The sequence below is a fragment of the Pseudoxanthomonas sacheonensis genome (assembly GCF_010093305.1).
Classification (GTDB): domain Bacteria; phylum Pseudomonadota; class Gammaproteobacteria; order Xanthomonadales; family Xanthomonadaceae; genus Pseudoxanthomonas_A; species Pseudoxanthomonas_A sacheonensis.
Window position 1 is genome coordinate 338,527 of sequence record NZ_PDWS01000001.1, and the last position, 25,358, is coordinate 363,884.

The window sequence follows — 25,358 nt, forward strand, 5'->3', positions numbered from 1 at the left end:
AGGGTAAACTGCGTCGCACGTGACTAGCGAGAAAAATGCATGACTCTTCTGCAGCCGGTTTTGTTGTCTGGCGGTTCAGGCACGCGTTTGTGGCCATTATCGCGCGAGGCTTACCCGAAGCAGTTCTTGCCGCTGGTCGGCGACGACACCATGGTGCAGGCCACCTGGCGCCGGGTGGCCCCCTTGGCCAGTGCCGCACCGATCATAGTGGCCAATGAGGAGCACCGGTTCCTGGTGGCCGAACAATTGCGCCAGATTGGTGCGCCCGTGCCCGCCATCATTCTCGAACCGGTGGGGCGCAACACCGCGCCGGCGATCGCGGCCGCGGCTTTGCAAGCGCTGGCCGGAGGCCAGGACCCGTTGTTGCTGGTGCTGCCGTCCGATCATGTGGTGCGCGATCCCGATGCGTTCCGCAATGCGGTGGCGGAAGTCGCCGCGGTCGCCGAGGCCGGCGCGCTGGTGACGTTCGGCATCCTGCCGGATGCGCCGGAGACCGGGTTCGGCTACATCCAGTCCGAGCAGGGAACCGGTCCGCAGAAAGTGCTGCGTTTCGTCGAGAAGCCGGACCAGGCCACGGCGCAGTCGTATCTGGCTGCGGGCAACTACTACTGGAACAGCGGTATGTTCCTGTTCCGCGCCAGCCGTTATCTGGAGGAACTGCGCAAGTACCGGCCGGACATCGTGGATGCGGTCACCCGCGCGTTCGATTCGGCGCAGCGCGACGGCGACTTCATCCGCCTGGACAAAGAAGCCTTCACCGCCAGCCCTGCCGATTCCATCGACTACGCGGTGATGGAGAAGACCGCCGATGCCATGGTGCTGCCGGTGGATATCGGCTGGAACGATGTCGGCAGCTGGTCGGCCTTGTGGGACGTGGCCGAGCACGATGCCGATGGGAATTCCCACCACGGCGATGTGATCGCGGTCGATACCCGCAACAGTTACGCGTACGCGCAGCGCCTGGTGGCGCTGGTGGGCGTGGACGATATCGTTGTGGTGGAAACCGACGATGCGGTGCTGGTGGCGCGCAAGGACAAGGTGCAGGAGGTGAAGCAGGTGGTCGCCCGGCTGAAAGAACAGCAGCGCAGTCAGGCCGTGCTCCACCGCGAAGTGCACCGTCCCTGGGGCAGCTACGATTCGGTGGACATGGGCACGCGCCATCAGGTCAAGCGGATCAAGGTCAAGCCGGGCGCGCAGCTGTCGCTGCAGTCGCACAAGCACCGCGCCGAGCATTGGATCATCGTCAAGGGCATCGCAAGAGTGACCCGCGATAACGACGTGTTCGAACTTTTCGAAAACCAATCCACGTACATTCCGATCGGCGCGAAGCATCGGCTGGAGAATCCGGGCACCGAATGGCTGGAGCTGGTCGAAGTGCAGTCCGGCGCCTACCTGGGGGAAGACGATATCGTCCGCTATTCCGATATCTACGGCCGCAGCAACTGATAGATCAGAACAAGATGGCCGCCAAAACAGAACGCCCGCTTGCGCGGGCGTTCTGTTTTTTGCGAAGAGGCAACGGTCAGCGCGGAGGCAGGCCGCCGCGCTTCTTGCCGCGGAACAGGCCGACGACAAGCAGGATCACGATGGCGCCGATCAGCGCGCCGATGAATCCCGCCGCCTGTCCGGGCGCATACCAGCCCATCTGCTGGCCGATGAAGCTGGAGAGCACCGCACCGGCGATGCCCAGCAGGATGGTCAGGATGATGCCCATGCCGTCGTTGCCGGGCTTGAGGAAACGCGCGAGCAGACCGACGATCAAGCCGATGAAGATGATGTAGAGCCAGCTACCGCTACCGAGCAGACCTTCCATTACGCACTCCCCTTTGGGTTAGGTGTGGCGGAGATTAGCAGCCCGCCACACCGCTGTCAGATTCAGCAGCAGCCGTGCTCGCCATGCTGGTCGCCGCCGGCCACCGCGGCCACGCCAGCGGTTTCGCCGCGCACGCTGGCGCCGTGATGGTCGGCGATGACTCTGGCCACGCAGGCGGTGACCCGCTTGCCCATGGGAATGTGCAGGAACTCGTTGGGGCCGTGCGCATTGGAGTGCGGTCCCAGCACGCCGGTGATCATGAACTGGGCACCGGGGAATTTTTCGCCCAGCATGCCCATGAACGGAATGGTGCCGCCTTCGCCCATGTACATCGCCGGCTTGCCGAACGCGGCCTGCGAGGCGGCATCGATGGCGTTGGACAACCACGGCGAAAGCGCCGGCGCGTTCCAGCCGCTGGATGCTTTTTCGAGCGCCAGTTCGACTTGAGCGCCATACGGCGGATCGCGCAGCAGCAGTTCCTTCAGGATCTCGCCGCCGCGCTTGCCTTCCAATGTCGGCGGCAGGCGCAGCGACAGCTTGACCGCGGTCTGCGGACGCAGCACGTTGCCGGCCGAATCCAGCGGCGGCAAGCCGTCGGCGCCGGTGACGGACAGGGCGGGACGCCAGGTGCGGTTGAGCACCAGTTCGGTCAGGTCTTCGGACATCGGCCGCATGCCGGGCAGGAACGGGAACTTGTTGTAGACCTCCTCGCCCAGCACGCCGGCGACCTTGGCGGCTTGCTCCAGGCGCTCTTTGGGAATATCGACGAACAGGCCTTCGGGTTTTATCTTCCCGGTGGCTTCGTCCTCAAGGCGCGAGATCAGTTCGCGCAGGATGCGGAAGCTGGACGGCACGATGCCCGAGGCATCGCCGGAATGCACGCCCTCGGACAGCACTTTGACCGAGAAATTGCCGCCGGCCATGCCGCGCAGCGAAGTGGTGCACCACAGCTGATCGTAGTTGCCGCAGCCCGAATCCAGGCACACCACCAGGGAAGGCTTGCCGATGCGTCCGGCCAGGTGATCCACGTAGGCGGGCAGATCGTAGCTGCCGGATTCCTCGCAGGCCTCGATCAGGATCACGCAGCGCGCATGGGGCACGCCCTGTTCCTGCAGCGCCTGGATCGCGGCCAGCGACCCGAAGATCGCATAACCGTCGTCGGCGCCGCCGCGGCCGAACAGCTTGTCGTCCTTGAGCACCGGAATCCACGGCCCCAGCCCGCTGTCCCAGCCGGTCATCTCGGGCTGTTTGTCCAAGTGCCCGTACAGAAGCACGGTATCGGCACCGGTTTCCGGACCGCTTGCCGGAATCTCGATGAAAATCAGCGGAGTACGGCCTTCCAGCCGCACCACTTCCAAGACCATGCCGGGGATGGGCTGCTTGCGCGCCCAGGACTCCATCAGCTTGACCGCATCGTCCATGTAGCCATGGGCCACCCAGTCCTTGTCGAACATCGGCGACTTGTTGGGGATGCGGATGTATTCGACCAGCTGCGGAACGATTTCGTCGTCCCACAGCCCGGAAACGAAACGGTCGATCTTGGCGGTATCCATGGATTCTCCAGAGCCCTTGTAAGTAGCGCCAATTCTACGCCCGCGCGCGTGGACGGCCGTTGAAACGGAACCCAGGGTAAGAATTTTCCTACGCCACGACAGGGCTTCCACCGGCATCGCCGGCAGCAGTAAGGCGATATTTTGGCCGTGCGGTGGAGCGGAGACTGTTCACACCGGCGGACGGACAGGAATCCGGCCCCGGCGGAATCCAACCCATCGCCACAAGGAGAGTTGCCATGAAGTCGTTCGCCATCATTCTCAAATCCCTCGCCCTGTCGCTGCTGCTGGCCACCACCGCCTATGCCGCCGCCGACAAGGTCAATATCAACACCGCCGACGCGGCCGCCATCGATGAGGTGCTGCTCAACGTCGGTCCCGCCAAGGCACAGGCCATCGTCGATTACCGCAAGGCCAACGGTGCGTTCAAGAGCCTCGAAGAGTTGGCCATGGTCAAGGGCATCGGCCTGAAAACGGTAGAAAAGAACCGCGACCGCATCGAGTTGGGCCGCACGCCGCCGGCGCAGGCCAAGCCCGCCGCAGCCACGGCTGCCAAGGCCAAGCCGGTCGCGCGGCGCTGATCGAACATCCCCACGTCCAGCTTGTGCAGGAAGCACTGCAGGGGCGAAAGGGGGCAGGAAGCCAGGGGGACTCGGCAAGGACGCCTACAGGGATGTACCTACAAGCAGACAACCGGCTTGGTTGTCCGTAAGGAATGAGGCAGGAAGCCGCAGGTATCGGCGGGAAGCCTACAGGGAAGTCACCATCGCCCGGCCGCACACAGGATGTGCAGCCGGGCGATGTCTTTTGGGCCGGTTTAGACTTGTCCCGGACAGAAACGGGAAAGCACACGCATGTCGCACCAGTCGCGGGTCATCGCAGCCAACGAGTACCGGCGCGAAAGATGGAAGAACGGCACCGGCTGGACGCGCGAGATCGTCCGTATGCCGGAAACAGGGGATTGGGACTGGCGCCTTTCGATTGCGGAAATCGAACAGGACGGGCCGTTCTCCGTATTCCCCGGCATCGACCGCGAGCTCGTGCTGATACGCGGCAATGGCCTGCGTCTACGCTTCTCGGACGGAGAGGTGCACGAACTGCAACCACCGCATGCCCGGCTCCGTTTTGCGGGCGAGCGCGAAGTGCGTAGCGAACTGCTGGACGGTCCTACCCACGATTTCAATCTGATGTGGCGGCGCGATGCCGTGGCCGCCGAGTTGCTGCATCGCCCGCTGGTGGGGCCGATGCTGTTCTTCACCGAGCCGGGAGTGACCTGGGCGATCCATCTGCTGGCTGGGCAGGCGCAATTCGACCAGGCTTCGGAATTGCCGCCCTTGTGGGCAGGGGACACTGCATTGCTGGTGGACGGGGAAAGGCGCGGGCGTTATGCGCTGGAAGGCGGCGGGGAGTTATTGGCAATCAAGCTCAGGCTTTTGTAGAAGCGGGCCATGCCCGCGAGCTTTTTGAGGTGAGGAGGAGCAAGAGCAAGAGCTCGCGGGCATGGCCCGCTCCTACATGGGCAGGCTGACAGATCCTCTGTATGGTCAATATACGTCGCGGCGGTAGCGGCCTTCGGTCAGCATGCTTTCCACCGCCGCATCGCCCAGGACCTGCCGCAGCACGCCGTCCACGCCCGGCGCCATGCCGGCGAGGCTGCCGCAGACGTAGATCGAAGCACCGGCTTCGATCCACTCGCGCAAGGAATCGGCTGCGGCCAGCAGCTTGTGCTGTACGTAGACGGGCCCGGCCTGGTCGCGCGAGAACGCAAGATCCAGACGCTCGATATGGCCCCGGTTGCGCCATTCCGATATTTCGTCGCCATAGAAGAAATCGCGATCGGAGTTGCGCTCGCCGAACAGCAGCCAGTTGCGCCGCGCGCCGGTCGCGATGCGTTGCTTCAGATGCGCGCGCAATCCGGCCATGCCGGTGCCGTTGCCGATCAGGATCATCGGTTTGGCCGGGTTTGGCGCATGGAAGTTGGGGTTGCTGCGGAGACGCAAAGCGATCCCGCCGCCGACGGGCGCGTAGTCGCACAGCCAGCCGCTGCCTATTCCGGGGCTGCCGTCAGGACGCAGCAACCGGCGCAGCAGGATCTGCAGGCTGCCATCGCCGGGCAGCGAAGCGATGGAGTATTCGCGGTGCGGCAACGGCTTCAGGCGCTCGGCGAGCGTCTGAGCGTCCATGCCGCGGATTTCGTCGATACCGGGCAGGTGCGAGCGCGCCAGCAGTTCGGCGAGCGTCTGCGACCTTCCGTCGATCACGACGGGCGCATCGGCGACAAGCCCGGCCTGATCCAGCAGAGCCGCAACCGTTTTGGAGGAGTGCTGCGGGCCTATCTCGGCGATGTCGCCGGCGACCCACGCGGGATTCGACTCCATAGGCGGAGCGATCGCCAGATGGAAGGCGCTGCCGCCAGCGCTGCTTGGATTGAGTTCGCGGCGTTCGAGCAGTTTCCATCGCTCGTAACGCGGCTGCGTCCAATCGGGAAGATCGGTTACGCCGCCGAGCTGGCCAAGGTGATGTTGCCAATGGCGCAGGGCGCTTTCGTCGGCATTGTCGACTTCGACGATATCGAAGAGAGGCTGTGCGCCATGCTGCCGAAGCCAGCGATCCAACTGGTGTCCGAAGCCGCAGAAATGTTCGTATTCGCGATCGCCCAAGGCCAGCACTGCGTAGCGCAGATTCTCCAATGCCGCGGGCTGCGCCATCGCGCCGCGCACGAAAGCCAATGCCTGATCGGGCGGGTCGCCTTCGCCGGTGGTGCTGGCGACGAAAAGCGCGCGTCCGGCGTTGGCCAGCATGGCGCTGTCGACTTCGCCGATGGCCCGGAGTTTCACGGAAACTCCCGAGCTGCGCAGGTTCTCCACGCTGCGTTCGGCCAGTTGCTGCGCGAAGCCGGTCTGGCTGGCGTAGACGACCAGCACTGGCGAACCTCCTTCAGCGGCGCTGGAAGTGGAAGTATTGTCGCCGATCTTGCGCGCTCGCGATCGCCAGAGCAGCCCGGCACAGAACAGCAAATAAGCCGACAACGCAATCGCCGCGCCGATCCAGCGATCCGCGCGTGGCATTGCGGGCCACCAGTCGCCGCTCTGCAGCATGAAGAACCCGGTGGCGATCAGCACCAGCAGCGCCAGCGATGCCGCATTTCCCCAGAACGCGCGCGAAGGCGAGGCCATGCCGCCGCTCATGCGGAAAGCCGCGCGCGGAAGGCGTCGGTCGTGCTTTCGATCAATTCATGATCGCCGCCGCGCACGACGAACCTTGCCGCGATGTTCCGTTGTTGCGCGAAGCGGTAGCCGGCTTCGGCTCCCATCACCGTCAGCGCCGTCGCCCACGCATCGGCGCGCATTGCGTCGTCGGCGACGACGGTGACTGCCGCCGCCGCGGTTTCGACCGGCCTGCCGGTGCGCGGGTCCAGCGTGTGCGAATAACGCGTTCCATTCTGTTCGAATGCGTGCCAGTGGTCGCCCGAGGTGGCCACTGCAATGCCGTCGAGCGCGATCACGCAGGCCGCTTCTTCATCGGGCTCGGCGTCGGGTGCTGCTTCCACCAGTACTTGCCACTGTCCGCCGTCGGGCTTGCGGCCGTAGCCGTAAAGTTCGCCGCCGACTTCGATCAACGCCGCCGCGATACCGGTATCGCGCAAATGCCGGGCGACCAGATCCACGCCGTAGCCCTTGGCGATGGCGGAGAGATCAAGTCGAACTCCGCCAGGCTGCAGTGCGCTCATGTCCTGCGGACGCAGAGAGACGCGCTGCCAGCCAAGGCCGGCCTGCGCCGACGCCAGCTCGCTTTCGTCGGGAACGCCATGGCGGCCCTCCGCAGGGCCGAACCCCCATGCTTCCACCAGCGTTCCGATAGTGGGGTCGTAAGCGCCGTCGCTGTCGCGCGCCGTTTCCATTGCGCAGGAGAGCACCGCGAAGAACTCCGGCGGCAACCGTTGCCAGGTGCCCGCTGCGGCCCGATTGAAGCGGCTGATGTCCGAATCCGCTTCCCAGGTGCTCATCTGCGCGACCACGCGATCCAGCCGCGCCTGTATCCCGGAGTGCATCGCATGCAGATCCAGGCGCGCCGACGCCACCAGCTTCACGCACCACGACGTCCCCATGGTTTGACCATGCAGCGTGTGGAGGGAAGCCGGTGTTTGCGGATGGCTTGAGGGGGCGATGGTCATCGGGAATCGCCGCTGCGCCTCCAGCCTTTCTGTGGACACGGAGCGGGCGGCGGCCTTTTCCGGGATTACTGCGGCAGCACTTCCAGAGTGGCCACGTAACTCAGGCGACGTTGCTTGGCCTGGGGTAGGGAGGCCTTGCTGTCTTCCGATGCGGTTTCCAGCCAGTACATGCCCGCTTCCGGCCAAGTCACGCTGAACTCGCCGTTGGCGTCGGTCTTGACCTTGATCTCTTCCTGCGCATTCCGGTAACGGGTACCGCCGCGCACGATCTCCAACTCCAGACCGGCTGCAGGCTTGCCGTCGATCTGCAGCTTGAACTTGGCCGCTTCGCCGGCGAACAAATCGTTGGGATGCGTCACCGGAACCAGCTCGATGCCTTCGCCGGTCGGCTTCAGCGCGGTGTCGTTGGGCGAACCATTGGTGACGAAGGTTTCCACGCGACCCACCGACTGGGTGACCTTCAGATCCTTGGCGTCCTTCGGCACTTCACTGGCGAATTTTTCGGCAGTACCGCGCCAGCGCTTGGGTTTGCCGCCTTCGTCCCAGCTTGCGGACAGGCCGCTGTTGACCATCGCGATGCGGTAGGTGCCTTGCTGCTTCAGCTGCACGTCGAACACGCTGCGGTATTTCCCGGTCGCCCCATTCTGCGCCTCGGCCTTGCTGCCATCGGGCGCGGTGATGGCCAGGCGTTCCAGCGGCAGCGGCACGTGGTTGAAATAGAACAAGTCGTTGGAAACCGCGGCGTCCACGGTGACCCAGGGATCGGCGCCGGCCAGTACGGTTTCGGAGGGCTGCAGCCAGGCCTTGTGCGCCATGGCGGTGAAGGGCATGACGGCGAGCGAAACAACCAGTGCCAGTGCGGTGCGTTTCATCGATGACTCCAACGTGGGAATGGGAACGTATTAGTGGAAGCAGACGGAAATGCTTCCGTATCAGGGCTTGACGGCCAAAGTCACCGCGCCGATCTCGCTGCTGCCCTGCGCCTTGCCGGATTGCGGCGCTTTGGCCGGCCAGGTGAAGGGAATCTTGACCAGTTCGCGGCCGCCGACTTCGCGCGCGGCTTCCACCACCAGGGTGTAATTGCCTGGTGCGAGTTTCGCCAGAGCAGGCTGCTTGTCGGTGAATTTCAACGCGTGTTTGCCCACAGGCCGCGTCGGTCCGGTCACGCCGTCCACCGGCACTTTCAAGCTGCGGCCGGATTTGCGCCACCACTGGCGCAGATCGGGCAGCCACTTGGTGCCGTGGCCTTCCTTGGTGTCCTTCATCTGGTACCAGACCGACAGGTCGGCGGCGACTTTCTGGTCGGCGCCTTCCAGCCAGATCGCGACGTACGGGCGATGGTATTCGGCCACGTTCAATTGCGGTATTTCGACGCTGAGGTTCAACTCCGCCGCGTAGGCGGGAAGCGCCAGCAATCCGCTCAGGGCGATGGTCAGCTTGGTGGTGACGTTGATCTTGGACATAGGATCGCTCGATGGGAAATCAGTGGATGAAGAGCAAGGCGAGCAGCAGCGGCACGATCAGCCCCAGGCCGACATACGGCCAGGTCATGCGCCGCTGTTTGGCGTGCATCTGCAGCAGGAACAAACCGGTGATGCAGAACACCAGGCAGGCGACGGCGAAGATATCCAGGAACCAACTCCACGCCGGTCCTGCGTTGCGGCCTTTGTGCAGGTCGTTGAAATAGGAGATCCAACCGCGTTCGGTGCGTTCGAATTCCACCGCGCCGCTCGTACGGTCGATGCTGAGCCAGGCGTCGGCGCCGGGCGTCGGCATGGACAGATAGATTTCCTCTTCCGACCATTCCGCTTCGCGCGCACTGATGGAAACTCCGAAGCGCTCGCCCAGCCAGTCCGCAGCGGGTTCCGGCAGCGGGGCGTTTCCTTCGTCGCGATCGCCCAGGTCCGACAGCAAGGCAACGGGCAGCTGCGCGGTGCGGTTGACGACCTGCGGCTTCGATTCGATCTTCGAGGCGTGGTTGAGGGTGATGCCGGTCGCCGCGAACAGCAGCATTCCGATCAGGCACACCGCCGAGCTGATCCAGTGCCACTGGTGCAGCGTGCGCAGCCAGAAGCCGCGCCGCTGCTGGCTGCTGGAGATATCCGTAGAAGGAGCGCTGCGCGACAAGCGGTGGTTCCGGCGGGTGGGGAGCAACCACTATTACAGCACAGATGAGAATGACTCTCAATTAACGCCGGGCTCTTCTGCCAATACCTCAGACTTCGGTCCATTGCCGCAGGAGGTTGTGATAGACCCCGGTCAGCTGCACCAGGGCGGGGTGGTCGGGCAGCTCCTGGGTCAGCCGGCGTATGGATACGTCCAGTTCGAACATCAGCCGGCGCTGTCCGTCGTCGCGCACCATGCTCTGGATCCAGAAGAAAGAGGCGACCCGCGCGCCGCGCGTCACCGGAGTTACCTTGTGCAGGCTGGTACCCGGATACAGCACCAGATGGCCAGCAGGCAATTTGATGCTCTGGATGCCGTAGGTGTCTTCGATGATGAGTTCGCCGCCGTCGTAGTCCTCGGGGGCGGAAAGGAAGAGGGTGGCCGACAGGTCGGTGCGTACCGCTTCGGGTGCGCCTCGGCTGCGGTCGTAGCGCACGGCGTTGTCCACGTGGAAGCCGAACGATTGCCCGCCCGCATAACGGTTGAACAGCGGCGGATAGACCCGCTTCGGCAACGCGGCGGAGAAGAACGTGCTGTTGCGCGACAACGCTTCGAGCACGGCCGAACCCAGTTCGCGCGCCACCGCCGAATCTTCCGGCAGCTGGGCGTTGTCTTTGGCCTTGGCCGACTGGTAGCCGGCGGTGATGCGGCCATCGGCCCAGTCGGCGGAATCCAGCCGTGCGCGGAAGGCCGCCACCTGTTCGGCATTGAGGACGTCGGGAATGTTCAGCAGCATCGGCAGTCGCCTCGACCATCAAAAAAAGCCCCGCCCATTGTGCATGGGCGGGGCCGTAGTGTGTTGCGAGCCGCCGGTCAGAACTTGAAGGTGGCCGTCAGCACCGCCGAACGGCCTTCGCCCGGAGTCGCCCAACCGTTGTTGCGGATACGCGTGTAGTACTCCTCGTCGAACAGATTGTTGACGTTCAACTGCAGGCCGATGCTGTCGTTGATCTGGTAGCCGATCATGGCGCGGTGGGTCCAGTAGTCGGGAGTCTTGAACAGCGCGGTTTGCGTAGCCACGTTGTTGGTGACCACGATATCGCTGTTATTGAGGTAGAACTCGCCCTGGTAGGTTGCGCCGTAACCGAAGATCCAGTCGTTTAGGTGGTATGTCGTCCACAAACTGGCCGAGTGCTTCGGCGTATTGGTCAGCGGATTGCCCTTCAACGGGTCGGGTTCGGCGGCGGAATTGACGCAAGCCGGGCTGGGATTCTGGCGGCAGAATTCCGAAACGCCGCTCAGCACTTCGCTGTCGAGGTAGGTGTAGTTGGCGAACACCGACCATTCGCGGGTGATGTTGCCGGCCACGCCCAAGGCCAATCCTTGCACGCGCGCCTTGCCGTCGAGTTGCTGCTCGCCGGTGGGATTGGCTGGATTGCCCGGATCGGCGACCTTGTAGTTCTCCCGTTCGTTGCGGAACAGGGCGGCGGTGAGCGCCAGACGGCTGTCCAGCAGCTCCCACTTGGTGCCCAGTTCGATGTTGACCGCGGTTTCCGGGTCGACTTCGCAGGTCGCCACCGTACACGCGCCGTTGACCGAGGCCTTGGACGGAGTCTTCGAGTTGGCGTAGGCAAGGTAGACCGTGCCGTTCTGCACCGGCTTGAACACCAAGCCGGCGCGATAGGAGAACAGATCGTCCTCATTGTCGAACTGTCCGCTCTTGCCGGTCACCGTGCCGATCGGACCCGCCGGGCCTGCTGTCGTGGTCACCGCCCAAGTGGTGGTGTCGCCCTCATTGTGTTCGTAGCGTGCGCCGAGGTTCAGCGACAGCTTCTCGTTGAACTTCAAGGTATCGAACACGTACACGGCCTGGTTGCTCAACGTACCGGCGGTGCGTCCGACCAGGGTCTTGTTGGTGGGACCGGTGTAGAGCGAATCCGGATTGGAGATATCCATGAACGGCAGATGGTTCGGCGCAAGGTAAGGATTGCTGCCGTCCGCATTGCGGAACAGATTGCTGGTGTCCAGGTCGAAGGTCTCCTGCGAGAACGACACGCCGGCGACCAGTGCATGCTCGATCGAACCGGTGTTGAACCGCGCGGTCAGATCGGTCTGGCTGATGGAAATGGCGTTGCTGGTGTCGCGTACGTAACCACGCGGACCGGTTGGCATGTACTGGCCGACGGGAACGACAATTCGGGCAGCTCCAGTTCCGATCGTGCAGGAAGCCCCGGTCGGAGTCAGGTTGTTCGGCATGCACCAGGTACCCTGGGTGGCGTCGACCGTGGAGACCTGATCCACCTTCTGGTAGCGCGCCAAGCTGCGTAGCGTCACCTGTTCGTTGAAATCGTGCTCGAACACGCCTGTCAGCATGTCCACATCGATTTCCTGCTTGTCCACGTTGTGGTAGCCGTAATAGTTGCTGGAGTCCACGCCGGGCAACGGGCCGTCGTAGAACGCATTACGATAGTAAGGCACACCGTATTGCGGCGTGTTTTCGTCGCTCTGGTGGAAGTAGCTCAGAGTGAAGCGGGTGTCCGAACCCAGGCCGAACGCCACCGACGGCGCGAAGCCCCAGCGCTCGAACTCTTCGTAGTCCCGGCCCGGTACATCGTTCTGATGGGCCATCGCGTTGAGGCGCACGGCGACCCCGTTGTCCAGGTCGAAGTTGCTGTCGGCGGTGACGCGTCCGTAGCCGTCGGTGCCGCCGCCGAGGGTAAAGACATGCGAATCGACTTCTTGCGCGGCCTTGCTGACCAGGTTGATGCTGCCGCCTACGGAACCGGCGCCCGAATAGACCGAGTTGGCGCCATTCACCAGCTCGATCGATTCCAGATTGAAGTTGTCCGTGCGCGTGTACTGCGCGCTGTCGCGCACACCGTCGGTGGTGATGTCGCTGTTGGCGGTGAAGCCGCGCAGGTTGATGCTGTCGCCGTAGCCGCCACCGCCTTCGCCCGCGCCGAAGGTGATGCCGGGCAGGGTGCTGAGCACGTCGCGCAGGCCGATCAGGCCTTGCTGGTCCATCGTCGCCTTGTTGACCACGGTGATGGTCTGGGGGGTATCGAGCAGCGCCTCGGTGTATTTCGGCGAGGAGGGTTTGTCGATCTTGCTTCCCTTGACCTCGACGGCATCCAGCTGCGTGGCGGTCTTGTCGGGCGCCAGATCGGCAAGGGCCGGGGTGGAAATCACCAGCAGCAGGGCGGCGGAAAGGGGGGAGAGGCGCAGCGTGGGGTTCATTCTCGGCTCGATGTATTGGGGCTTTGCCCCGGTCAAGCGACAATGTTAATGAGAATGATTCGCGCTTACAACCATTTCTTTACAATTTCACCTCCACCCGGATGCTTCGATTCCCAGCCGCTTGCGACGCAAACATATGGCGTAGGGCACAGGTATTGATTCGCCAAGAGCTCGGCGGGCAATGCCCGCCCTACACTGGAAATACCCCACGGTTTGTAGCGGCGTCGTTTATTCGCGGTCGTCGCGGGTCCAGAGAGCGCCGTGCTCCTGCTTGACCGGGAATTTGGCTACGCCCGTATAGGCCGGCGCGCACAGCGGCATGCCGTTGCGGACGTCGAAGCGCGCGCCATGCAGCACGCACTCGATGGTGGCTTCCTCCGCATCGAAGCTGCCCGCGGAGAGTTCGAAATCCTCGTGGCTGCATTTGTCTTCCAGCGCGTAATACTCGCCGTCGTAGTTGAACACCACGATCGGCACCGAAGTCACTTCATCCCAGGCGGTCTTCATTTCCCCAGGAAGCAGCTCGCTGACGGCGCAGACGAAGGTCCAGGTCTCGCTCACGCTCCTTCTCCGCCGAAAACCTTCTCCAGTATTTCGAAGCGCAGATCGTCGCGTTTGGGAATGCCAAAACGCTCGTCGCCGTAAGGGAAGGGCTTGGTGATGCCGGTGCGGCGGTAGCCGCGGCGCTCGTAGAAGGCGATCAACTCGTCGCGGATATCGATCACGGTCATGCGCATCGCCGACAGCCGCCACTCTTCGCGCGCGATGCGCTCGGTCTCGGCCAGCAACAGCTTGCCCACGCCGCCGCCCTGCAGGTCGGGTTTGACAGAGAACATGCCGAAGTAGCCGGCGCCGTTTTCCTCGGCCACGTGCGCGCAAGCCAGCAATTGCGCTTCGCGCTCGGCGATGATGATCAAGCTGCGCTCGCGTTCGATGTCCTTGCGCAGCACGGCGGGGTCGATGCGCTGCCCATCCAGCATGTCGGCTTCGGTGGTCCAGCCCTGCTTGCTGGCGTCGCCCCGGTAGGCGGAAGTCACCAGCAGAACCAGGGCGTCTATGTCCGCGAGCGTCGCGGTGCGGAAGGTAAGTTCGGTCATGGCGGAATTTTATCCGCTTTCCGATACGGCGTAGGAGCGATCAGGCCAGCAGGCTGCGCGCCTTCTTCAGCGCGGCCACGAACCGCTCGACTTCGTCGTGCGTGTTGTAGAACGCCAGCGAGGCGCGGCAGGTGGCGGCGACCCCCAGGGATTGCAGCAGGGGATGCGCGCAATGCTGGCCGGAACGGATGGCGACGCCCTCCAGATCCAGCAGGGTGGCCAGGTCGTGCGCGTGCGCGCCTTCGATCAGGAACGAGATCACCGCCGCCTTGCCCGGCGCGCGCCCGAAGATGCGCAGGCCGTCCACCTTCAGCAACTCTTCGGTCGCGTGGGCGAGCAATTCGCCTTCCCGCGCCTCGATATGCGCCATGCCGACCGATTGCAGGTAGTCCACCGCGGCGCCCAGTCCGATGAAGCCGGCGATGTTGGGCGTGCCGGCCTCGAACTTGTGCGGAGCGTCGTTGAACACGGTGCCTTCGAAACTGACCTCGCGGATCATCTCGCCGCCGCCGATGAACGGAGGCATCGCCTGCAGATGCTCGCGCCTGGCCCACAAAGCGCCGGTGCCGGTGGGGCCGCACATCTTGTGGCCGGTGATGGCGTAGAAATCGCAACCGATCGCGGCCACGTCCAGGGCGCGGTGGGGCGCGGCCTGGGAGCCGTCGATGACCGTCACGATGCCGCGTTTGCGGGCCTCGCGGCAGATCTCGCGAACCGGGTTCACGGTGCCCAGCACATTGGAGACATGCGTCAGCGCCAGCAGCTTCACATCGGCGGTCATCGCCGCATGCAGCGCCGGCAAATCCAGGCTTCCGTCCACGGTCAATTCGGCGACCTTGATGCTGGCGCCGGTCCGCTCGGCGACGAGCTGCCACGGCACGATGTTGGCATGGTGCTCCATGCGCGATACCAGAATGGTGTCTCCGGCCTTCAGCCGCGGCAACGCCCACGAATAGGCCACCAGGTTGATCGCGAAGGTGGTGCCGCTGCACAGCACCAGTTCGTTGGCGCGCACGTTGAGGAAGCGGGCCAGCTTGCTGCGCGCGCCTTCGTAGGCGTCGGTCGCTTCGGTGCCCAGGGTATGCACGGCCCGGCTGACGTTGGCGTTATGGCGGCGATAGAAATCGTCCACCGTCTCGATCACCGAAGCCGGCTTCTGGCCGGTGTTGGCGCTGTCCAGGTAGATCAGCGGCTTGCCGTGGACTTCGCGCGCGAGCAGCGGGAAGTCGGAGCGGATGCTTTCCCAATCGGGGCGGGAAGCCGTTGCCGTAGCGGTATGCGGAGCGTTCATGGCTCAGGTCACTCCGGCAGTCGTCAAGGCGTGGTCCAGCTGCGCGGTCAGCAGCGCCGCCACCGTAGCATCGGAGATCTGCATCAGTGGTTCGCGGCAGAACGCAGCGGTGAGCAGTTGTTGCGCCAGGTCCTCCGGCAGGCCGCGCGAGCGCAGATAGAACAAGGCGTTGGCATCCAGGCGGCCCACCGTGGCGCCGTGCGCGGCCTTGACTTCATCGGCGTGGATCTCCAGCACCGGCTGGGTATCTATTTCCGCGCCTTCGGACAACAGCAGGTTCTTGTTGGAAAGCATGGCGTCGCTGCCGTCGGCGCCTTCGCGGATCAATATGCCGCCATGGAAAACGGCGCGGCCGCGGCCGGTGCCCAAGCCGCGCCAGGTCAGTTCGCAGGAGGTGTCGCGTGCGATGTGCTCTATGCCCAGGCGCGTGTCGACATGGCGCTTGCCGCCGGCCAGCAGTACGCCATTGGCGGTCAGCCGCGCGTTGTCGCCTTCCAGGCGCACGTTGAGTTCGTGGCGGGAAAGCGCGGCGCCCAGTTCGAGATCGGTGCGTCGGTATTGGGTGTCGCGGCCGAGCACGGCATCGGTACGCAGGAACGAAGTGGCGCGCTCGCTCTCGTGCTGGATGCGCGCGTGGTCTAGTGCGGCGCCGCGCGCCAGATGCACGTGGGTCAGCGAATTGGCGAAATGCGCGTGCGCGCCGCTGGCCAGATGGTGTTCGACCAGCGAAAGCTTCGCCTCTTCGCGCAGCTCGATGAGATTGCGCAGGTGCCAGGCGCGGTCGGCGCCGTCGTCGGCGCCGATGAAGACCAGATGCAAGGGCTTTGCGGTGTCGACGCCGGCCTCGGCGCGGAGCAGCACGCCTTCGCTGGCCAATGCGGCATTGAGGCGCGCGAAGATCTCGTCGTGGCGTTCGAAGCGGCGGGCCAGGAACCGGGCGGTATCTGTGCCTGCCGCGAGCACTTCGGACAGCAGTTGCAGGCTGACACCGCGCGGTAACTCGTCGGTCGCCGACAGGACCGGAGAATACAGGCCATTGACGAAGACGATGCGTGGCGACGGCATGCCGGCCAGCATTTCGATGCCGATTTCCGGCGCCGACTCCACCATGGCGAAACCGCGCCGCTCCAACGCGCGCAGCGAGGTGTACTTCCACGCCTCGCTGCGCGGGCCGGGCAGGCCGTCGCGCAAGACGTCGTCCAGCACTGCGCGCCGCGCAGCGTCGCCGTGGAAACCGCTGGCGAGCGAGTCGAGGAGGGCGCTCATCAGGCCGCCTTCTCCGGAGTGACCCGGTCTTTCAGCCACGCATAACCATGCGCTTCCAGTTCCAGCGCCAGTTCCGGTCCGCCGCTTTCGACGATACGGCCATCGGACAGCACGTGGACTACGTCCGGCTTGATGTAGTCGAGCAGCCGCTGGTAGTGGGTGATGACCAGGAAGGCGCGGTCCGGCGAGCGCAGCGCGTTGACGCCCTCGGCGACGTTCTTCAGCGCGTCGATGTCCAGGCCGCTGTCGGTTTCGTCCAGGATCGCCAGCTTCGGCTCAAGCACCGCGAGTTGGAAGATCTCGTTGCGCTTTTTCTCGCCGCCGCTGAAACCTTCGTTGACGCCGCGGTGCAGCAGTTCGTCCTTCAGGTGCAGCACCGCCAGTTTTTCGCGCACCAGCTTGAGGAACTGCATCGAATCCAGCTCGCTTTCGCCACGGGCCTTGCGCTGCGCGTTGAGCGCGGCGCGCAGAAAATAGGTGTTGTTGACGCCGGGAATCTCGACCGGGTACTGGAAGGCCAGGAACACGCCAGCGGCGGCGCGTTGTTCCGGCGCCAGATCCAGCAGGTCGTTTCCTCGATAGGTCACCGAGCCCTCGGTGACTTCGTAGCCTTCGCGCCCCGCCAGGATGTTGCCCAACGTGGACTTGCCGGCGCCGTTGGGACCCATCAGCGCGTGTACTTGGCCGGGTTTCACTTCCAGCGAGAGGCCTTTGAGGATTTCTTTGCCGGCGACGCGGGCGTGGAGGTTTTCTATTTTCAGCATTTCGGTTTCCAGTGATTGAGCCCCTCTCCCAGCGGGAGAGGGGTTGGGGTGAGGGTTCGGCGAAGTCCATGACGGTTCGGACGCCGCTGGCTTCTTCGTACCCTCATCCGCCCTTCGGGCACCTTCTCCCGCAGGAGAAGGGAACAACAACGTCAACCCACCGAGCCCTCAAGGCTCACTTCCAGCAGTTTCTTCGCCTCCACCGCGAACTCCATCGGCAGCTCGCGGAACACCTGCTTGCAAAAGCCATCGACGATCAGCGAGACCGCATCTTCCTGGCTGATGCCGCGTGCACGGCAATAGAACATCTGGTCGTCGGAGATCTTGGAAGTGGTCGCTTCGTGTTCGACGATGGCGTCGGGGTGCTTCACTTCGATGTAGGGGAAGGTGTGGGCGCCGCACTTCTTGCCGATCAGCAGGCTGTCGCATTGGGTGTAGTTGCGCGCGCCGGCGGCGGATTTCTCCACCTTGACCAGGCCGCGGTAGCTGTTCTGTCCGCGGCCGGCGCTGATGCCCTTGCTGACGATCTTCGACTTGGTGTTCTTGCCGATGTGGATCATCTTGGTGCCGGTGTCGGCCTGCTGGCGGTGGTGGGTGAGGGCGACGGAATGGAATTCGCCGGTCGAGTCGTCGCCCAACAGCACGCAGCTGGGGTATTTCCAGGTGATGGCCGAACCGGTTTCCACCTGCGTCCAGCTGACCTTGCTGCGCGCGCCACGGCATTCGGCGCGCTTGGTGACGAAGTTGTAGATGCCGCCCTTGCCGTTTTCGTCGCCGGGGTACCAGTTCTGCACGGTGGAGTATTTGATTTCCGCGTCTTCCAGCGCCACCAGCTCCACCACCGCGGCGTGCAGCTGGTTCTCGTCGCGCATGGGCGCGGTGCAGCCTTCCAGATAGGACACGTACGATTTGTCCTCGGCGATGATCAGCGTGCGCTCGAACTGGCCGGTGTGGCCGGAGTTGATGCGGAAATAAGTGCTCAGTTCCATCGGGCAGCGCACGCCCTTGGGGATGAACACGAAGCTGCCGTCGGAGAACACCGCGGCGTTGAGCGCGGCGAAATAGTTGTCGCCGGTCGGCACTACGCTGCCCAGGTACTGTTTCACCAGTTCCGGGTGTTCGCGCACGGCTTCGCTCATGGAGCAGAAGATGATGCCCTTCTCGGCCAGTTCCTTGCGGAAGGTGGTGCCCACGGAGACCGAATCGAATACCGCATCCACCGCCACGCCCGCCAGCTTGGCGCGCTCGTGCAGCGGTACGCCCAGCTTGTCGTAGGTGTCCAGCAGTTCCTGCGGCACTTCGTCCAGCGAGGCGTATTTGGCCTTTGGCGCGGAGTAGTAGCTGACCGACTGCAGGTCGATCGGGGCGATGTTCAACTTCGCCCAATGCGGCACCGGCATGGTCAGCCAGTGGCGATAGGCGGCCAGCCGCCAGTCGGTCATCCACTGCGGCTCCTGTTTCTTGACCGACAGAGCGCGAACCACGTCCTCGCTCAGGCCGGGCTCGAAGCTGTCGGACTCGATATCGGTAATGAAGCCGGCGTCGTAGCGGCGGCCAAGCTGCTCGACGATTTCGGCGTTCTTTGCCGGGATCGCCTTGGTGGGGGTTGCCTGATTAAGGCCTGCCTGGTTAGGGGCTGCTTCGGTGGCCACGGGGCTGCCTGCGTTCTTAACTGGTGGCGACGTGCACGGCGATGGAGCGTCGCGTGGCGTCGGTGGAGGAGGAAGAGAGCGGTTTCAGCATCTGCGCCAGGGTCACGCCGCGCAGGGCATCGGCGACCACGTCGTTGATCAGCCGCCAGTTGGCGCGCACGCCGCACTGGTGGGCGATGCCGCAATGGCTCTCGTGCTGGCTGCACTCGGTCATCGCCAACGGCCCTTCCATGGCCTCGACGATCTCGATCAGGGTGATTTCGGCGGCGTCGCGGCTGAGGCGGTAGCCGCCGTGCACGCCACGCAAGCTGGTGACCAGCCCGGCCTGGGCCAGGGGCTTGAGCAGCTTGCTGACGGTAGGGGCTTCCAGCCCGGCGGTTTCGGCCAGATCGGCCGCGCTCAGCACGTCGGCCGGCCGCGCGGCGAGCACGGTCAGCACGACGGTGGCGTAATCGGTGAGCTTGGTGACGCGGAGCATGGCGAGGGCGGATTCCAAAAGCGTACCGAAATTGTACGCTTTATGGTCCGCCCGGCCAAGCCGGGGTTGTTCAGGGAAGCGAGGCGGTTTTGGCGGCCTGTGCGTCGGGCTTGGCGCCTTCCGCTGGAGCGGCGGGCAGCACCAGCTGGAAGTAGGGTGGCGGCGGTTGCTGGCCAGGCGGCAGATAGGCCGGCGCGGCCTGTCCGGCCTGGCCCAGGGAAGCGATGAAGCGGTACAGGGCGCGACGGTCTTCTTCGGATAGCTCGCGGACCGTGAAGTCGGGCATGGGCGGACGGGTGTGGAAGGCGCCGCTGTAAGCCAGCCATTGGGCCTCGCTCATCTTCGACAGGCTCAGGCGCAAATTGCTGGCGTAGGTGGTGCCCCAAGGGCCCATGAATCCCTGGTTCGAGCCGGTCAGCCATTGCTCCTTCGGCAGTTTGCCGCCGCTGGGCGCGTAGCCGGGCGTGTGGCAGTCGTTGCATCCACCCACCTTCACCAGGTATTCGCCCTTGGCCAGCAGGTCGACAGCGGGTTCGACGACGCCCTTGGGGGCAGCGGCGGGCTGGCAAGCCGTCAGCAAGGGAAAAAGGAAAACCAACAGGGAAATACCGGCTCGCATGATGCATGGGCTCCGTTCGGGGATGCCATCAGAACGCAGCAACCGACCCGCACAGGACAACCCCGCGCGTCCATGCATGGCGATCAAGCGCCGCGCAGGCGACAATGGGGGCAACCCACGTTGGAACTACCCATGCCCCGCAAGATCGAAGCCCGCAAGTCCGACATCCACGGCAACGGCGTTTTCGCCATCGCCAATATCAAGAAGGGCGAACAAGTCGTCGAATACAAAGGCAAGCGCCGCACCCATGCCGAAGTGGACAAGGACGATACCGGCGACGTCGAATCCGGCCACACCTTCCTTTTCACGCTCAACGACGAATACGTCATCGATGCCAACCACAAGGGCAACAAGGCGCGCTGGATAAACCACAGCTGCGATCCCAACTGCGAGGCTGTGATCGACGAACACGAAGGCAAGAACCGCAAGAAGGACCGCGTGCTGATCGAGGCGATCCGCAACATCAAGCCGGGCGAAGAGCTGACCTACAACTACGGCATAACCCTGGACGAACCGCACACCGCGCGCCTGAAGAAGATCTGGGAATGCCGATGCGGGTCGAAGAAGTGCACGGGGACGATGCTGCAGCCCAAGCGCAAGGCCGCAACCGCCGAAAAGTGAACGCATCGGACGCAAGTACGATGTTGTAACGCGCCGATTGCGACACTATGGCGGTCACCCCCCACACCTCCAGGAGTCGATACATGGGTTCCCCCATCGAAGGTAAGGTCGCTGTCGTCACCGGCGCGGCCAGCGGCATAGGCAAGGAAATCGCGCACACCCTGGCCAGGGCCGGCGCCAAGGTCGCCATCGCCGATCTCAATCTGGCCGGCGCGCAGGCCGTCGCCGACGAGATCATCCTGGCTGGCGGTACGGCGATGGGTCTGGCGATGGACGTCACCGACGAGGCCGCGGTCAACGCAGGCATCGCCCACGCGGTCGAGCAGTTGGGTCCGGTCGATATTCTGATTTCCAACGCCGGCATCCAGATCATCAATGCGATCGAGGATTACGCCTACTCCGACTGGAAGAAGATGCTGGCCATCCACCTGGACGGCGCTTTCCTGACCACCAAGGCGGTGCTGCCGCACATGTACCAGGGCGACCGTGGCGGCGTGGTGATCTACATGGGCTCGGTGCACTCGCACGAAGCCTCGCCGCTGAAGTCGGCCTACGTGACCGCCAAGCACGGGCTGCTGGGCCTGGCGCGGGTGCTGGCGAAGGAAGGCGGCAAGCACGGCGTGCGCGCCAACGTGGTCTGTCCCGGTTTCGTACGCACCCCGCTGGTGGAGAAGCAGATTCCCGAACAGGCCAAGACCCTGGGCATCAGCGAGGAAGACGTGGTCAAGAAGGTGATGCTGGGCCAGACCGTCGACGGCATCTTCACCACGGTGGAGGACGTGGCGCAGACGGTGAAGTTCCTGTGCGAATTCCCCAGCAATGCGCTGACCGGGCAGAGCGTGGTGGTCAGCCACGGCTGGTACATGCAGTGAGCCGGGAAGTCTCCGCTCTGTTTTTCAGACAATAAAGCTTTATGGATCTCCGTTCGTGGTGAGCCTGTCGAACCACGCTTTTCGAGCGGAAAACCAGTTGTCGTGAACTGAAGGATGTCGCCAAGGGCGTGGTTCGACAAGCTCACCACGAACGATATTCGACAGGCTCACCGCGAACGGGATATTGGAGTACAGGCATGGCAACTCGACGTGCGAAGACTGCGACCAGACAGGTAGCCGGGGAGCCGCAAAAATCGAATATCAAGCCTGCGTCGGTGCGCGGACGCGGGAAGAAAACGGCAGCTGCTCCGCCGCAGAACGTCGCTCTGGTCCTGCAGGGCGGCGGCGCACTGGGCGCCTATCAGGCGGGCATTTACCAGGGCCTGCATGAAGCGGGCATCGTGCCGAACTGGATCGCCGGCATTTCCATCGGTGCGTTCAACACCGCGTTGATCGCCGGCAATCCGCCGGAGCGCCGCATGGACGCGTTACGCGAATTCTGGGAGACCATTTCCCAGCCGTACCTGCTGCCGGCGACGACGCTGGGACAGGAAGCGCGCTTCGCCCAGATCGATGAAGACTCGCGCGCCTGGCTCGACGTCTGGGAAGCCTGGCGGGCGCTGGTGGAAGGGCAGCGCGGTTTCTACCAGCCGCGCAGCTGGTTCGGCGAGGATCCTTTCGCCGCGCCCGGCCCCTCCGGCGCCAGTTTCTACACCACCCGGCCGATGGTGGAGACGCTGGAGCGCATGGTCGATTTCGACCGGCTCAACGACGGTGGCATCCGGGTTTCGGTAGGCGCGGTGGACGTGGCCAGCGGCAACCTGGAATATTTCGACAACGCGCACATGCGCCTGGACGCGCGGCACATCCTGGCCTCGGGCGCGTTGCCGCCGGCTTTTCCGGCGGTCGAGATAGACGGGCGTTATTTCTGGGATGGCGGGTTGGTTTCCAACACGCCGCTGTCGCAGGTGTTCGATTCGGAGCCGCGCCGCGATTCCCTGATTTTCCAGGTGGATCTGTGGAGCGCGCGCGGTGAGCTGCCGCAGAACCTGTTGGACGTGGCCGAGCGCGAGAAGGAAATCCAGTATTCCAGCCGCACCCGCACCATCACCGACATGCAGCGCGTCGGCCAGCATTACCGGCGCTTGCTGCGCGAACTGCTGGAAGAAATCCCCGCCGAAGTGCGCGAGAACAATCCATGGTGCCAGCGCGCCGAGCAATTGGCTTGCAATCGCCGCTACAGCCTCATCCACCTCATTTACCGCGACCGCGCGCACTTCGGCCATTTCAAGGACTATCAGTTCGGCCGGGTTGCCATGCGCGAGCATTGGCAATCCGGACTGGCCGACATCGGCCGCGCGCTCGCGCATCCCGAATGGCTGGAGCTGCCCAAGGGCGAGAACGCCTTCGTCACCCACGACGCCACGGCCTGACCCTCTTCTCCTGCGTGATGCGGGAAGAGGAGAAAAGGTTGCAATGACTAACGGGAGAGGCACGCCATTGGCGGCCCCTCTAACCTGCGCGCCTCGACGGGAGGAATCGATGCGCAGATTAGTGGCCTTGGGGTTGTTGGCATGGGCGATGCCAGCCATGGCGGTGGAGATCGATGGCCGGATCGACCCGCAGGAGTGGGCCGGGGCCCAGCATGTGGATGATTTCCGCATGACCCAGCCGCTGACCCGCACGCCGGGATCGCAACCGACCGAAGCCTGGATCCTGGCCACGCCCGAAGGGCTGGCGATCGGCTTCCGCAATACGCAGCCGGCCGGCGTGCCGCGCACCCGCCAGCGCGTGCAGCGCGACTTCGACGAACAGGTGGACCGGGTCAACCTGATGGTGGATTTCGACGGCGACGGCCGCACCGGCTACAACTTCACGGTGTCCTCGACCGGCGGCATCGCCGATGCGGTGATCAGCAACGAGAACAGCTTCAACGACGATTGGGACGGCAATTGGCGGCACGCGGTCGGCGAAGACGCCGACAGCTGGTCCGTGGAGATGCTGATCCCCTGGTACATCGCGCCGATGCGCAAGGCCGACGGCGACAAGCGTACGTTGAAGATCTACCTGGATCGCGTGATCGGCTCCACCGGCGAGCGTTCGGCGTGGCCCGCGGCCAGCTTCGAGGTTCCGCGTTTCATGTCGGATTTCGTCGCGGTGGAGGTGGCGCAATACAGTCAGTCGTTGCTGACGGTCACTCCCTACGTGTCCGGCCTGTACGACAATGTGCGCCGGGGCAGCGACTTCGACGGCGGCGCCGATATCTTCTGGAAGCCGAACGGCCAGTTCCAGATGACGGCGACGATCAATCCCGATTTCGGTCAAGTGGAAAGCGACGACCTGGTGGTCAACTTCGGCGCCACCGAAACCTTCGTCAGCGACAAGCGGCCGTTCTTCACCGAAAACCAGGGCCTGTTCGAATACACCACGCCTTCGGACTTCAGCCAGCTGCTTTACACGCGCCGTGTCGGCGGCCCGGCCGACGATGGCGACGGCTCCGGCGACATCACCGCCGCGGTCAAGGTCAACGGCAGTTTGGGCGCCACCAAGTACGGCGTGTTCTTCGCCGACGAGGCCGATGCCGCTGGGCGCTCGTTCGGTGCCTTGCGCCTGGTGCGCGACTTCGGCAGCCAGAACCTGGGCATGATGCTGACCCGGGTGGATCGGCCGTATCTGGACCGCGAGGCCACCGTGCTGGGCGTGGACCACAACTGGCGGCCCAATCAGCGTTGGAACGTGCAGACTCGTGTGTTCGGCAGCCAGATCGAAGCGTCGGGCGAAACCACGCGCGATCTGGGCGGCACGCTCTGGGCCGATTACCAAATGGACCATGGGTGGCGCCAGCAATGGATCGCGATGCATTTCGGCAGCGACCTGCAGATCAACGACGCCGGCTACCTGTCGCGCAACAGCACCAACTATCTGCATTGGGAAGTGCGCAAGCGTTTTGCCGACCAACCGGAAAGTTCGCGCTATTCGTCCAAGGAATGGCGTTGGCGGGCCAGCAGCAGCCACAACGACCATGGCGAAAAACTCAACGACCAGTTCCGCGTCAGCCGCGAAGGCCGGTTGCGAGACGGCAGCTACGAATACGCGCAGATCAACATCAATGGCGCAGGCGTCGACGACCTGATCACCCGCGGCCACGGTTCGGTCAAGCGGCCGAACAACTTCAATGCGTTCTTCGAGTACGAGCGGCCGCGCAAGGGAAACTGGGGGCACGATCTGGAAATGGAACTGTATTCCGGCGGACTGGCCGGCAATTCCAAGATCGGCTACAGCCTGCAGTACGAGCCCACCTATTTCATCAGCGACGCTTTCCGCGTGACCGCGGGAATCTACGCCGACCACACGCCCGACTGGTTGGTGTGGAACCGCAACAGCAATCTATTGGGCAGTTACGACGGGCGGGAGGTCCATCTCAACGCCGGGCTCGACTGGACCATCGGCAACAAGCAGGAATTGCGGGTCAAGCTGCAGGCGATCGCGCTGGATGCGAACGTGCGCCAGACCTACTTCGTGGATGGGGCGGGGAACGCCATCGTCAGCGCCGACAAGGTGGATGATTTCAGCGTGAAGAACCTGGGTTTCCAGATCCGCTACCGCTACGAACTGGCGCCGTTGTCCTACCTGTACATCGTCTACGGTCGGGGCGGGTATCGCCAGGACGGGTATTCGGAAGATACGGGCGAATTGCTGGGCGACAGTTTCGATCTGCGCGACGACGAACAGCTGCTGGTGAAATTGTCGTACCGCTTCGAAATATGAAACGGAGCGGCGACCTATCGGAGATCGACTTCGCCAAGAGCCTCTGAACA

At 64.0% G+C, this 25,358-nt stretch carries 24 protein-coding genes; 7 read left to right on the plus strand and 17 right to left on the minus strand.

What is annotated here, in order from left to right; all coding sequences use genetic code 11:
- Nucleotides 1-39: 39 nt before the first annotated feature.
- Nucleotides 40-1,446, plus strand: coding sequence for a mannose-1-phosphate guanylyltransferase/mannose-6-phosphate isomerase (locus tag CSC73_RS01475; RefSeq protein WP_163838685.1), 1,407 nt, complete (start codon nt 40-42; stop codon nt 1,444-1,446).
- A 76-nt stretch (nt 1,447-1,522) separates the two neighbouring features.
- On the opposite strand, the gene CSC73_RS01480 is transcribed toward CSC73_RS01475, so the two are convergent.
- Together CSC73_RS01480 and CSC73_RS01485 are read right to left on the minus strand one after the other, a co-directional pair.
- Complete coding sequence (locus CSC73_RS01480; protein WP_093282101.1) at nt 1,523-1,813, minus strand: GlsB/YeaQ/YmgE family stress response membrane protein; 291 nt, start codon at nt 1,811-1,813, stop codon at nt 1,523-1,525.
- Between the two features lie 62 nt (nt 1,814-1,875).
- The gene (locus CSC73_RS01485) at nt 1,876-3,366 is read right to left on the minus strand and encodes a M20 family metallopeptidase (RefSeq protein ID WP_163838686.1); all 1,491 of its coding nucleotides are present in this window, start codon (nt 3,364-3,366) and stop codon (nt 1,876-1,878) included.
- Between the two features lie 236 nt (nt 3,367-3,602).
- On the opposite strand from CSC73_RS01485, the gene CSC73_RS01490 reads away from it, so the two are divergent.
- Together CSC73_RS01490 and CSC73_RS01495 are read left to right on the plus strand one after the other, a co-directional pair.
- On the plus strand, nt 3,603-3,944 hold the full coding sequence (locus CSC73_RS01490; RefSeq protein ID WP_163838687.1) for a ComEA family DNA-binding protein: 342 nt from the start codon (nt 3,603-3,605) through the stop codon (nt 3,942-3,944).
- A gap of 273 nt (nt 3,945-4,217) precedes the next feature.
- Entirely contained in the window at nt 4,218-4,802 is a 585-nt protein-coding gene (locus tag CSC73_RS01495; protein WP_163838688.1) for a HutD/Ves family protein, read from the plus strand.
- A gap of 105 nt (nt 4,803-4,907) precedes the next feature.
- Here CSC73_RS01495 and CSC73_RS01500 read toward each other — a convergent pair whose 3' ends face one another.
- From CSC73_RS01500 to CSC73_RS01570, 15 genes are all read right to left on the minus strand, one after another.
- Entirely contained in the window at nt 4,908-6,551 is a 1,644-nt protein-coding gene (locus CSC73_RS01500) for a flavodoxin domain-containing protein (RefSeq protein ID WP_246197261.1), read from the minus strand.
- Nucleotides 6,548-7,537, minus strand: a complete 990-nt coding sequence (locus tag CSC73_RS01505) for an FAD:protein FMN transferase (RefSeq protein WP_163838689.1) — start codon at nt 7,535-7,537, stop codon at nt 6,548-6,550. Before CSC73_RS01505 ends, CSC73_RS01500 begins: the two co-directional genes overlap by 4 nt.
- Before the next feature lie 65 nt (nt 7,538-7,602).
- On the minus strand, nt 7,603-8,409 hold the full coding sequence (locus CSC73_RS01510) for a DUF4198 domain-containing protein (protein WP_163838690.1): 807 nt from the start codon (nt 8,407-8,409) through the stop codon (nt 7,603-7,605).
- Nucleotides 8,410-8,469: 60 nt separating this feature from the next.
- A complete protein-coding gene (locus CSC73_RS01515) occupies nt 8,470-9,000 on the minus strand; it encodes a DUF2271 domain-containing protein (protein ID WP_093282075.1) in 531 nt (176 codons plus the stop codon).
- A gap of 19 nt (nt 9,001-9,019) precedes the next feature.
- Entirely contained in the window at nt 9,020-9,664 is a 645-nt protein-coding gene (locus CSC73_RS01520) for a PepSY-associated TM helix domain-containing protein (RefSeq protein WP_163838691.1), read from the minus strand.
- An 88-nt stretch (nt 9,665-9,752) separates the two neighbouring features.
- A complete protein-coding gene (locus CSC73_RS01525) occupies nt 9,753-10,439 on the minus strand; it encodes a Fe2+-dependent dioxygenase (RefSeq protein WP_163838692.1) in 687 nt (228 codons plus the stop codon).
- Nucleotides 10,440-10,516: 77 nt separating this feature from the next.
- Nucleotides 10,517-12,880 (minus strand): TonB-dependent receptor, encoded by a 2,364-nt coding sequence (locus tag CSC73_RS01530; protein WP_163838693.1) that lies wholly within the window; start codon nt 12,878-12,880, stop codon nt 10,517-10,519.
- A 228-nt stretch (nt 12,881-13,108) separates the two neighbouring features.
- Nucleotides 13,109-13,441, minus strand: a complete 333-nt coding sequence (locus CSC73_RS01535; RefSeq protein ID WP_163838694.1) for a non-heme iron oxygenase ferredoxin subunit — start codon at nt 13,439-13,441, stop codon at nt 13,109-13,111.
- Nucleotides 13,438-13,977, minus strand: a complete 540-nt coding sequence (locus CSC73_RS01540; protein ID WP_163838695.1) for a GNAT family N-acetyltransferase — start codon at nt 13,975-13,977, stop codon at nt 13,438-13,440. The genes CSC73_RS01535 and CSC73_RS01540 overlap by 4 nt, the downstream gene beginning before the upstream one ends.
- Before the next feature lie 40 nt (nt 13,978-14,017).
- Entirely contained in the window at nt 14,018-15,268 is a 1,251-nt protein-coding gene (locus CSC73_RS01545; protein ID WP_163838696.1) for a cysteine desulfurase, read from the minus strand.
- A gap of 3 nt (nt 15,269-15,271) precedes the next feature.
- Complete coding sequence (gene sufD, locus CSC73_RS01550) at nt 15,272-16,534, minus strand: Fe-S cluster assembly protein SufD (protein WP_163838697.1); 1,263 nt, start codon at nt 16,532-16,534, stop codon at nt 15,272-15,274.
- Nucleotides 16,534-17,298, minus strand: coding sequence for a Fe-S cluster assembly ATPase SufC (sufC, locus tag CSC73_RS01555; RefSeq protein WP_163838698.1), 765 nt, complete (start codon nt 17,296-17,298; stop codon nt 16,534-16,536). The genes sufD and sufC overlap by 1 nt, the downstream gene beginning before the upstream one ends.
- Nucleotides 17,299-17,450: 152 nt before the next feature.
- The gene (gene sufB, locus CSC73_RS01560; protein WP_163838794.1) at nt 17,451-18,890 is read right to left on the minus strand and encodes a Fe-S cluster assembly protein SufB; all 1,440 of its coding nucleotides are present in this window, start codon (nt 18,888-18,890) and stop codon (nt 17,451-17,453) included.
- A gap of 76 nt (nt 18,891-18,966) precedes the next feature.
- Entirely contained in the window at nt 18,967-19,428 is a 462-nt protein-coding gene (locus CSC73_RS01565; protein WP_163838699.1) for an SUF system Fe-S cluster assembly regulator, read from the minus strand.
- Nucleotides 19,429-19,498: 70 nt separating this feature from the next.
- Complete coding sequence (locus CSC73_RS01570; RefSeq protein ID WP_163838700.1) at nt 19,499-20,047, minus strand: c-type cytochrome; 549 nt, start codon at nt 20,045-20,047, stop codon at nt 19,499-19,501.
- A gap of 132 nt (nt 20,048-20,179) precedes the next feature.
- On the opposite strand from CSC73_RS01570, the gene CSC73_RS01575 reads away from it, so the two are divergent.
- The 4 genes from CSC73_RS01575 to CSC73_RS01590 all read left to right on the plus strand — a co-directional run bounded on the left by CSC73_RS01575 (nt 20,180) and on the right by CSC73_RS01590 (nt 25,308).
- Nucleotides 20,180-20,668, plus strand: coding sequence for an SET domain-containing protein (locus CSC73_RS01575; RefSeq protein ID WP_163838701.1), 489 nt, complete (start codon nt 20,180-20,182; stop codon nt 20,666-20,668).
- 83 nt (nt 20,669-20,751) lie between these two features.
- Complete coding sequence (locus CSC73_RS01580; RefSeq protein ID WP_163838702.1) at nt 20,752-21,540, plus strand: 3-hydroxybutyrate dehydrogenase; 789 nt, start codon at nt 20,752-20,754, stop codon at nt 21,538-21,540.
- 197 nt (nt 21,541-21,737) lie between these two features.
- Nucleotides 21,738-22,973, plus strand: coding sequence for a DUF3734 domain-containing protein (locus tag CSC73_RS01585; protein ID WP_163838703.1), 1,236 nt, complete (start codon nt 21,738-21,740; stop codon nt 22,971-22,973).
- 109 nt (nt 22,974-23,082) lie between these two features.
- Entirely contained in the window at nt 23,083-25,308 is a 2,226-nt protein-coding gene (locus tag CSC73_RS01590; protein WP_163838704.1) for a DUF5916 domain-containing protein, read from the plus strand.
- Nucleotides 25,309-25,358 lie beyond the last annotated feature (50 nt).